The 1,049-nt window shown below is 63.3% G+C and carries 1 protein-coding gene; it reads right to left on the reverse strand.

The window, feature by feature from the left end; genetic code table 11:
• Positions 1–16: 16 nt before the first annotated feature.
• Positions 17–960 (reverse strand): IS630 family transposase gene (locus N7I30_RS21710; RefSeq protein ID WP_230790473.1). Its coding sequence is split into 2 segments (ribosomal slippage): positions 17–624 and positions 624–960, totalling 945 coding nucleotides; the frame shifts between segments, so codons are not numbered across the junction.
• Between the last annotated feature and the right edge of the window lie 89 nt (positions 961–1,049).

Here is a 1,049-nt window from a genome sequence, read left to right on the forward strand (position 1 = left end):
CTAGAGCAGATCCGGCCTATTCCGGTTCATAGCCGGCAGCGGCGAAATAGTTGGCGCATTCGTCTGGCTTGAAGAGCGGGATGACGGCGCCGACTGCATCCCATAGCCCGTCGACTGTCCTTTCGGCCTTTGATCTCATCACCGCCTTGAGCTTGGAGAAGGCCATTTCGATCGGGTTGAAGTCGGGACTGTAGGGCGGCAGGTAGCGCAACTCGGCGCCGGCCTGCTCGATCGCGAGGCGGACGCCTTCGGCCTTGTGCGCGGGCAGGTTATCCATGATCACGATGTCGCCCGGGGTGAGCGTCGGCACGAGCACCTGATCGACATAGGCTCGAAAGGCGATGCCGTTCATGGCACCGTCGAGGACCATCGGCGCGGTCATGCCGGTCAGGCGCAGAGCACCGGTGAAGGTCGTCGTCTTCCAGTGGCCGTGAGGAACCCCGGCCCGGCAACGTTCACCGCGAGGAGCCCGTCCACGCAGGCGGGTCATCTTCGTCGATAGGCCTGTTTCGTCGACGAACACCAGGCGGGCCGGATCAAGATCGAGCTGGTCGTCGAACCACGCCTGACGCCGCTTCAGGAGCTCGGCGCGCTCCTGCTCCAATGCATGTGCGGTCTTTTTTTGAACGTCCAGCCACGGCGGCGGAGCCAGACGCTCAAGGCGCTGCGACCGATCCGGACATCCGCCTCCGCATCGAGACGGCTCACCATCTCGTCGAGCGTGATGTCCTTCTGCTCCTCGATCATTCCGACGATGAAGGCTTCGTGCGGATCGAGGGTCGACCCACGCTGCCAGCCCTGTCGCCGGGCCGTCCGTTCGCCGATCCTGGCTCTCCCAATCCACCGGATCGCGGTCGATATGCCGATCCCGAACCGGGCGGCGGCCTGCCGTGCAGATATCCCGTCCGACGACGCCTTCAAAACCCGTGACCGCAGATCCTCGCTCAACGCTCTGGCCATCATCCACCTCCATCGAGGTAGAAGTTGAATCAGACGTCGGGCACACCGTCACTTCACATCCGATTCATCGATCAGAGGATGCGCTCTAG

It is taken from the genome of Aurantimonas litoralis, assembly GCF_026153195.1.
In the GTDB taxonomy this organism is placed as follows: Bacteria; Pseudomonadota; Alphaproteobacteria; order Rhizobiales; family Rhizobiaceae; genus Aurantimonas; species Aurantimonas coralicida.